The sequence below is a fragment of the Magnetococcus sp. PR-3 genome (assembly GCF_036689865.1).
Classification (GTDB): domain Bacteria; phylum Pseudomonadota; class Magnetococcia; order Magnetococcales; family Magnetococcaceae; genus Magnetococcus.
Map to the genome: position 1 here is coordinate 1 of NZ_JBAHUQ010000122.1, position 210 is coordinate 210.

At 52.4% G+C, this 210-nt stretch carries 1 protein-coding gene; it reads right to left on the reverse strand.

The window, feature by feature from the left end:
* Window positions 1–210: hypothetical protein (locus V5T57_RS20795; protein ID WP_332893187.1), on the reverse strand; the 210-nt coding region annotated here is incomplete at both ends.

A 210-nucleotide genomic window follows, 5' to 3' on the forward strand; every position in this document is an offset into this window, starting at 1 on the left:
CCGGCATCCGTTACTGAGATATCGTAAGAACCGGTTACGTAGCTGTTGGTGTTCGCGGCCAGTGCTGAAGCCTGATCTTTTAGACCCAGACCGTAAGTCACCGTACCGCTAGTTGCGGTTTCAATGGCAGAGAGCTCTGCAACCGTACCTGCATCCGTTACCGATACATCGTAAGAACCTGTGATATAGCTGTTGGTGTTGGCGGCCAGA